This window comes from Prolinoborus fasciculus, from assembly GCF_056724605.1.
In genome coordinates this window covers 1-8,688 of record NZ_JBWZQN010000088.1, presented here as the reverse complement: position 1 = coordinate 8,688, position 8,688 = coordinate 1, and the positions used below count along the sequence as shown (strand labels likewise).

Genomic DNA, 8,688 nt, shown 5'->3' with positions numbered 1-8,688 from the left:
TAAATCCTATAGAACAGATGTGGGCATGGGTTAAACGTAAGCGTAAAGAATGGTTGATCGACTCAGTCGATGAATTATTTCGAGTTTTTTTCGAATCCTGTATGGATAATAAAGTAGTTTGACTATATTCCCTGTTAACGCAATGGTAAATAAAGTTTGTCCCGGCTGAACCAGATCACCTGGCTCGACATCGCGTGTCAGCACTGTGCCAGCGACCGCCGCCCGAATCTTGGTTTTGGCCAGTTGAGCCTGTGCCACTGCAAGCTGTTCCCGAAGCGACGCTTCTTCGACTTGACCCGCAGCCAATGCGGATGCTTTTACCCGGGCTGTCTCATAATTATTACGCGCGACTCTTTCTGCTTCCACAGCCTGTTCGACCTCTTCCCTCGACAGGATGCCGGCTTCTGCATTACGTCTACGTGCTGCTTCTCGGCTGGCCTGCTCCAGCTGGGCTTTGGCACTGGCCAGTTCTGCTGCAGCCTGTGGCCGTCGGCTGCTTGCCAATTCGGTCAATGCCAGCTCGGCCTGTCTGACTTGGGCCAGCAATTCATCCGATTTCAATACCACTAGCAGATCACCCGGTTTAACCTGATCGCCTTCCTGCACCAGACGTTGCAGAACCACACCACTAATTTCACTGCCTACCTGGGCACGTGAGACTGTCGCAACACGTCCGGTCGCAACAACATTTTGTACCAGCGGCATGGCACTCAGCGTATAACTAGGCACCACTGGCCCCTGCCACCAGCGAAATAGAGCAAACCCTACTGCCAGTAGCAATACGATAATGAGCAAAATTTTATAGCGGGCAGCGCGCAATGAGAATCTCCGGTTGATTCGTCTAATTTGAAATAAGAAAGTCAAAACTGTATTTGTTTTTTTCCTAAGGTTTAATTTACAACAAGTTTCTAATTGGAATTATAGGTATTTTGTTGAGTTTGAAAAGAATGTTGAGTTCCTGTCCACTTTTTTGAGCTAGCTTAAGTCGGTGTCAGTCAAGTTCATCTATGGCAGATCCAGACACGGAATCAAGTAACAGAAAATTGTATTAAGTTTAAGGAAATGGAGATGTGATCAAAAAACAGGCTAGATCATGATAGAGCTTGCCTGTTCAATCGTTTGGGTGTTAATTGAATATTAGTTAAATATTAGACCGTACGACGCAATGGCTGATCACGCTGCGCCAGACTTTCGCCCATTGGCACGAGTCGTCTATCAGGCTCAATCTTTTGCCAAGGCAGGTCATTCGGGTCTGCTTTCATGGCCCCAGGCGCTTTTGCGACTAAAATGGCAGCCGCCATGTCCTGAAAATCTGCACGAAAATGTACCGAGCTTTTCACTACAATAATTGATTTATCTTCAGGCACAACACCAAAAATTCTAAACATATTACGATCGAGCAACTGGGCTTTGTAAGAGCTGACTGCAATTTCAATACCGTCTATTTCCAGTAATATACTCGGGCCGATATCCGCCTCAACGCCATGCATCATGGGTCCGCCATAGCTGAATTTTCCATCGCTATAGGCTTTGATTTTAAATTCAGCGCTAAATGGGGCATCCCCGACAATACCCGATGTTCCACCCAGTTGCGCATAAAAATGCTGACCAAGCTCAAACTGATAGGCTTGTTGCACCACCGCGGGATCGACAATGAGGCCAATCAATGCATTTTTAACCGGATGTCGATATAGCGCCGATAACATCCCGGTCGTATTCGAATCACCACCGGCTCCCGGATTGTCCTGAGTATCGGCAATCACCACGGGTTTGGCCGAATAATGCTGTTGATAAAGTTGAATTGCCTGCTGCACGGCATGATCTGGTGATAAAAAATCCATATTCCAATGCGCTTCTTGTTGCAGCACATGGTCGATATAGCGTTGCATGGCCTGATCTAACTGCTCAGCGTTTTCACTATAGCCCCAGATACAACCGCCACATTCCTCAAAATCTGCCGCCGGAAAACCCGGCGTAAAATTCATCTGGACAGGATTATTTTGTTCTAGCTGTTCGAGTAAATTCATACAAGACTGGGTAGGTTCCAGCTCGGTACATTGTGCATTCAACGCAATCAAAAACGGTAGCTTGTACATTTTCTTATACAGTTTTTTGCCCTCGAATATTTGATTCAGCAGTTGGGCACAGCGTTGTCCAGTTTGGGCCATATCTACATGCGGATAAGTCCGATAGCAAATCAATGCATCACTATGAGCAAACATCGCTTGCGTGACATTGGCATGGAAATCCAGACTGGCAATTACCGGAATGTCCGACCCGACTGCTTCACGAACCCGTCTTAACAATTCCCCTTCACCATCATCCACCTGTTCACTAACCATGGCACCATGCAGATCCAGATACACCGCATCTGCCGGATGCTGCTGGATGCTTGCAATAATTTCATCACAGATCCGTTGGTAAGTGTCCTGCTCTACATGCGCTGAAGGTGAAGTGCCAGCCCAGATTACCGGCAAAAGTTGATAACCGAATTGTTCTGCTTGTTGAATAAAACCGCCAATCGGAATGTTCTGTTCCCGAAATTTCAGGACATCTGCGCCGCGGCTAAGCGGAGGAAATCCCCCGCCCTGGACAAAACCCACATATCTTGCTTTGGTCGGGGCAAAGGTATTGGTTTCATGTTGAAAGCCCGCAATGATGATTTTCTTCATATCTTGAATCCTTCCTATGCTGCATGATTGATTATTTATCGACGATTAAGGCAGCGCGTGTTACTTGCTGGGAAACAACTTGCTTTTTCAGTCTGAAGGCATAGATCAGGAAAGTGCCTCCGAGCATCATGATCACAGCAATCGTGAACCAGCCTGCCAGCATGGAACCGGTCATTGACTGCGCCATGCCCATAATATTTGGACTGACAAAACCACCGAGTAATCCGATACTGTTAATCAGGGCAATTCCGCCTGCTGCCGCACTACCGCTTAAGTATTTCGATGGAATCGACCAGAAAATGGTATAGGCACTAAACATAAAGGCCGTTGCGGTACAGATCGCAATAAAGGACAGCAGGAAATTCGCACTGATCACCGACAACATCAAGCTGACTCCGGCCAATACCGTAGGCACTACACAATGCCATTTCCGTTCCTGCCATTTGTCCGAGCTGCGGGCAAAAATGATCATGAAAATTGCACCGCATAAATATGGAATCGCCACCAGCCAGCCAATCATCTGCAAATTCTGGATACCGCCCGATTTCAATAAAGATGGCAGCCAGAAACCAATCGCATAGATCCCACAGATAATGGTGAAGTAGGCCAAGGCCATGAAATAGATCCAGGGATCCTTCAACACCGCTTTAAAATTGCTATGACCAGTTGCAGACTGATGCTGTGAAATTTCTTTTACCAATAAGGCTTTGTCCTCTTGAGACAGCCATTTTGCTTGTGAAGGATGATCGGTTAAATAAAAGTATGCTACGCAGCCCAACAGCACGGTTGGCACAGCTTCCAATAAAAATAACCATTGCCAGCCAGAAAGATTATAAATCTGATGAAAAGTACTCATGATTTGCGTGGATAATGGTGCACCTAACATACCAGCGAGTGGCCCGGCCAGCATGACGATCGCCATCACACGTGCCATGCGTGCACCGGAATACCAATAGGTCAGATAGAAAATCATGCCCGGGGCAAAACCGGCTTCGAATACACCTAGTAAAAAGCGCAAGACATAGAACATCTGCGGGGTGGTGACAAATAGCATCGACATGGAGGTCAGGCCCCACAAAATCATGATGCGGGTAATGGTTTTTCTGGCGCCGACTTTTTCAAAATACAGGTTGGTTGGCACTTCAAACAGCACATAACCTAAAAAGAATATGCCGGCTGCCATGCCATAAATTGCATCGTTAAAACCCAATTCCTGCTGCATTTGCAACTTGGCAAATCCGATATTGATCCGGTCCAGATAAGCAAAGAAATAACATAGCAATAAAAATGGCAGCAGGCGCCAGCTCACTTTCTTGTAAATCTGGTCTAACCGTTGTTGACGGGAGGTCATTAAATCCATCTAAAACTCCTTTTTATCTAGATCTTCTTATTGTTCAAAAACAATGTAAGCATGCTCCTGACTTGATAACAATGTAATTTATTAGGCATACTGATGCTTTAAAAGCATCAGAGTTTTTATGGACAGAAACTTGCAATTCCTTGCGCCACTGAACGGAATCAATGAAAAGCGTTTGCGTTATTTCTATACGGTGATGATGTTTGGCTCGATGCGCAAAGCGGCAGATATCCTGAATATTGAACAGTCCGCCATGAGCCGACAAATTCAACTCTTTGAATCAGAATTAAAAATAAACCTGTTCAAACGTAAGGGACGGCATATTATTCCGACTGAAGCCGCCTATCTGGTACTTGAGTATTTTAAGGAAAATAAGAATCGTGAAAATGAATTATTTGACAGTTTATTTCAGCTGCAATCTTCTCAACTTGGCAAAGTGAACATTGTTTCAAGTGAAAGTTATATGCAACACATGATTTATGATGTACTTCGACATGTGCACCATAAATATCCAAATCTTGAAATCCAGTTAGAATTAATGAGTGCCCAGCATGTAGTACGACATATCGTGGACAGCCTAGCGCATATTGGACTTGCGTATAACCCCCCATTTCATACAGACATCAGCACCATTGCCCATAAAACAGAACCTTTTATTCTAGCTGTTCCTGCCTATCTGAAATTTCAGCCTATAAATTTGCCTTAATGCCTGTGGGGCATGGTTTTCGTCAGCTACTCGACAGTGAAATGGTGCGCTTACAAGTGAACCTGAATATTAGCCTGGCCACCAATTCTATTTATGCCTTAAAAAATTATGTGGTGGCTGGACATGGGATTTCCGCCATGCGCTATGCAGATATTGCAGATGCAGTAAAAGAAGGTCAGGCCGTTGCCTTAACTCTTGATTCCGAGCTGTGCAATACGGCTCAGACCCAATTGATGGTTCGTAAAAACACTCATTTGTCAGAGTCGAAGCATTTATTAATCGAGCGTATTCGTTCTAGTTTTGATTTGATCTTTTAAATCGCTTATAAAGTTTAGGTAATAAAAAAGCCACTTAGATAAGTGGTTGATTTATAACAAGAATTTTGGTGGAGGTGGCGTCAATTGAACTCAAAACCTAACTCATTCATTTTAAAGCTCTTTTATTGAATAAAAAAATTCATTGACCCAATTTTGACCCAAATTAGATTTAGTGCATTGAATCACTTTAAAATCTTGTTCAAATCCGAATTGAGGATTTGAAGTGGCGTACGGCATTATAGCAGCAAATTACACCTAAAAATAAATGTAATGTTATAACATTTCAATTAGCTCGTTATGATATTAATAATCACATCAACTTCAGTACAGTTCAATTTTTTAATTTGTACTTTTGCTTAGGACTCTTAGGCTTATCAGGAAGGGTACGTTCAATCACACCTGCTTCTAATGCTGGAGTTAAATAATTTTTTTGGAATGTGGCTCGATGGGACAAGTCTAATAGAGCCATAAGCTCAGTTAAGCTATATTCTTTCTGCTCCATATTCTGGATGAGACGTTTAACTTGATCGCTAACTTGTACGTTAGCTTGAGCGGTATCTTGATCGCTGGCATCAGAACTAAGTATTGCATCTAGAATCATCTGCAAAATAAACTCAATAAAAGGTGCAGAATCTGAACGATCTGTGCTCGCTTGCAGTGCATCGTAATAAGCTTTTTGGTTTTGATAAATCAAGCTTTCTACAGGGATGTTGAGAAAAATAGGATTCCACTGGCTTAAGATTAAAGTTTGCCATAAACGCCCCATCCGCCCATTGCCATCAGCAAATGGGTGTATAAACTCAAATTCATAATGAAATACTGAACTCTGAATTAATGGATGCTCATTACCCTCAGCCAACCAATGCAATAATTCTCCCATTAAACGGTGAACTTGATTCGCAGGCGGAGCCATATGCACGACCCGATCCCCTGACATCACACCCACACCACTATGGCGATACTGTCCAACCTCATCAATCAGTCCTGTCATCAATATTTGATGTGCTTTAAGCAAATGCGATTCTTGATCAGGATTCCAATCTTGAATTTCTTCATATGCCTTTAGGGCATTACGTACCTCTTGCACTTCTTTAGGTGGAGCGATAATGGTCTTGCCATTCAGGATTGCGGTGATTTGCTCTGTACTCAAGGTATTCCCTTCAATTGCTAAAGACCCTTGAATCGTTCGAATACGATTGGCTTTTCGCAATTTAAGGCTATCTTGGATTTGGGTTAATGCAGTCAAACGCCCTATTGATTCACTAATTTGTGCAATCAAGTGAATAATTTTAGAGGTGATCGTATAAGGCGGTTGATATTTCATGCCATTCCTCATTGATGTAAAAACAAAGCACAGTTGATTAAACTCTAAAATATTAATATTTCATAGCTTAGTGAGTAATATCTGCTATTAACATGCTTATCTTTTCTGAAACAGTGAGCTAACTAATCGCTATTTCTTTTAAAATAAACCTATGCATTCTCGTTAAAATACTTAGGTTTCTTCATTACAGGACAGCATTATGTTTATTCATGCCGACTTCTCACAACCCGTCATCATCAAACCAGAAGATTACCATTGGGTGAAATCTCCAGGAGGTGAAGTCGATAGAATGATGCTTGATCGTATTGGCGATGAGAAAGCACGTGCAAGTAGTCTTGTGAAATACGCACCAGAATCTGCCTTTCCTGAACATCAACATCCTTTGGGTGAAGAAGTCCTCATCTTGTCAGGCATTTTTACCGAGAATGCTGAAGATGATTATCCAGCAGGCTGGTATTTACGTAACCCCCATCGTTCAACTCATCGGGTTTCCAGTAAAGCAGGTTGTTTAATCTTTGTGAAACTGATGCAAATGACTGAACATGAGAGAGAACCAACCCGGATTAATACCCATGAGCTAGCGAATTGGAAGCTTACCGAACATCGGATGATATGCCCGTTATTTCAATCGGAACATGAGCAGACCTATTTAGAAAAGCTAAAACCTGATCAAATTTTCGTAGAGAAATCAGAACAAGGGATTGAGTTGCTAATTATCAAAGGTCAATTATTTTGCGGCACTGAAATATATCCAGCAGGTTCATGGGTCCGTCTTCCCATCAATAGTGCTGCTAAATTTCAGGCAGGTCCATCAGGCGCAACGCTTTATGTCAAAACTGGTCATCTACAACATGCCATAGATGTATGGGTGAAATGAACAATAATGTATCTTCAGAATAAGGCTGTCTTGTGTCTAGAATACTGGAAGCTGTCCAGTTAATACTTTTAAAATCAGTACAAAATGTAATGATATATCACTACATTTCTGATATTTCTTTTTTCATGTATTATCGACTAAGACAAATTGAAGGATAAGGTTATGTTTGAAACTATTGATAATTTAAAGAAAAAATTAGATCAACATCGCCCTCTCTCTCCATCAATTGTCAAAAATTTACAAGAAGATCTTGTCGTCCGTTGGACTTATCATTCCAATGCAATTGAAGGGAATACACTTACTCTTTTAGAAACGAAAGTCGTGTTAGAAGGCATAACTGTTGGTGGTAAAGCATTACGAGAACACTTCGAAGCAATCAACCATAGAAATGCAATTTATTACGTTGAAGATATTATTCGAAAAGAAGAACCTTTCTCTGAATGGCAAATTAGGAATATTCATCAGCTCATTCTAAAAAATATTGATGATGAGAATGCTGGTCGTTATCGCCAACAAAATGTATTGATTTCGGGTGCTACAACTACCCCACTCGACTATACATTACTCAAAGACAAGATGGCTCAGCTAGTCGATTGGTACAATTCGGAGGCACATAAGCTTCATCCCATAGAACGTGCAGCTAAAGTACATGCAGATTTTGTGGGTATCCATCCATTCATTGATGGAAATGGGCGTACATCACGTCTATTGATGAACCTCGAATTGCTGAAAGCTGGTTATCCACCATGTGTTATAACTGTTGAAAATCGCTTGGCTTACTATGAAGTTTTAGATCAATGGATAGCTTATGGAAAAACTGAAGCTTTTACTCAGTTAGTTTCAGAAACTGTATTAGAAGGATTTAAACCCTATCAGCTAGTATTAGGTATTTAAAGCAGCTTGAGCGGTGTCTTGATTGGTTACCACTACTTATAAATACCTCGTTAATTAGCCATTTTACCTAACTAAAAAGTGTATAAGAAATTTGTGGCTATTCAAATCAACAAGATGAGGCTATCACTACATCAATTATTCATTTGGCTCAACAACTTAATCTGGAAGTTGTAGCTGAAGGCGTAGAAACTTTTGAACAGGCCATCCTACTCCAACAACATAAATGTGATCTTTTACAAGGATATTATTATGCGAAACCTGCAATTTTAGAGAACTTACAACTAAAATAGACCTCTTGCGTTAGTCAAAATTTAATCAGTGATAAGCGTTGATTTTTAAATAAATATAAAAGTCTAAAATAGTCAAAAATAATACTTTCGCAAGAGGTCTAATATACTCCTTTAGTAGAAATAGGGGTGGTGTTTCAAAAAGTATGCTGAAAAAAAGCAGGTTGGATTTTGATAAAATAGAGAAATGCGAATAACTCTAGAAATCAAGTGTCCAGCCTGCCTAAGTGACAGTATAAAGAAAAATGGCACAA

General features: G+C 41.6%; 7 protein-coding genes and 1 pseudogene. 4 read left to right on the top strand and 4 right to left on the bottom strand.

Annotation, left to right across the window (positions count from 1 at the left end):
* Positions 1-30: 30 nt before the first annotated feature.
* The 3 genes from AC1P5O_RS15505 to AC1P5O_RS15495 all read right to left on the bottom strand — a co-directional run bounded on the left by AC1P5O_RS15505 (position 31) and on the right by AC1P5O_RS15495 (position 4,032).
* Positions 31-819 (bottom strand): efflux RND transporter periplasmic adaptor subunit, encoded by a 789-nt coding sequence (locus AC1P5O_RS15505; RefSeq protein WP_499006329.1) that lies wholly within the window; start codon positions 817-819, stop codon positions 31-33.
* Positions 820-1,148: 329 nt separating this feature from the next.
* Entirely contained in the window at positions 1,149-2,672 is a 1,524-nt protein-coding gene (locus AC1P5O_RS15500; RefSeq protein ID WP_086044057.1) for a M81 family metallopeptidase, read from the bottom strand.
* Positions 2,673-2,703: 31 nt separating this feature from the next.
* Complete coding sequence (locus AC1P5O_RS15495; protein ID WP_005251177.1) at positions 2,704-4,032, bottom strand: MFS transporter; 1,329 nt, start codon at positions 4,030-4,032, stop codon at positions 2,704-2,706.
* Positions 4,033-4,150: 118 nt separating this feature from the next.
* Here AC1P5O_RS15495 and AC1P5O_RS15490 point away from each other — a divergent pair.
* Positions 4,151-5,052: pseudogene (locus tag AC1P5O_RS15490) on the top strand (LysR family transcriptional regulator).
* A gap of 331 nt (positions 5,053-5,383) precedes the next feature.
* On the opposite strand, the gene AC1P5O_RS15485 reads toward AC1P5O_RS15490, so the two are convergent.
* Entirely contained in the window at positions 5,384-6,376 is a 993-nt protein-coding gene (locus AC1P5O_RS15485; RefSeq protein WP_005172180.1) for a Fic family protein, read from the bottom strand.
* 199 nt (positions 6,377-6,575) lie between these two features.
* Between AC1P5O_RS15485 and AC1P5O_RS15480 the strand changes: the two genes are divergently transcribed.
* The 3 genes from AC1P5O_RS15480 (at position 6,576) to AC1P5O_RS15470 (ending at position 8,437) form a co-directional block, all read left to right on the top strand.
* Complete coding sequence (locus AC1P5O_RS15480; protein WP_071850179.1) at positions 6,576-7,253, top strand: cupin domain-containing protein; 678 nt, start codon at positions 6,576-6,578, stop codon at positions 7,251-7,253.
* Positions 7,254-7,415: 162 nt separating this feature from the next.
* Positions 7,416-8,147: a Fic family protein gene (locus AC1P5O_RS15475; RefSeq protein WP_086044058.1), complete on the top strand. Its 732-nt coding sequence runs from the start codon at positions 7,416-7,418 to the stop codon at positions 8,145-8,147.
* Between the two features lie 89 nt (positions 8,148-8,236).
* The gene (locus AC1P5O_RS15470) at positions 8,237-8,437 is read left to right on the top strand and encodes an EAL domain-containing protein (RefSeq protein ID WP_086044059.1); all 201 of its coding nucleotides are present in this window, start codon (positions 8,237-8,239) and stop codon (positions 8,435-8,437) included.
* Positions 8,438-8,688: the final 251 nt, after the last annotated feature.

Bases quoted from the DNA above. Each gene is read 5' to 3' on its own strand.
- AC1P5O_RS15500 (WP_086044057.1), bottom strand. From the start codon at position 2,672: ATGAAGAAAATCATCATTGCGGGCTTTCAACATGAAACCAATACCTTT.
- AC1P5O_RS15495 (WP_005251177.1), bottom strand. From the start codon at position 4,032: ATGGATTTAATGACCTCCCGTCAACAACGGTTAGACCAGATTTACAAG.
- AC1P5O_RS15485 (WP_005172180.1), bottom strand. From the start codon at position 6,376: ATGAAATATCAACCGCCTTATACGATCACCTCTAAAATTATTCACTTG.
- AC1P5O_RS15475 (WP_086044058.1), top strand. From the start codon at position 7,416: ATGTTTGAAACTATTGATAATTTAAAGAAAAAATTAGATCAACATCGC.
- AC1P5O_RS15480 (WP_071850179.1), top strand. From the start codon at position 6,576: ATGTTTATTCATGCCGACTTCTCACAACCCGTCATCATCAAACCAGAA.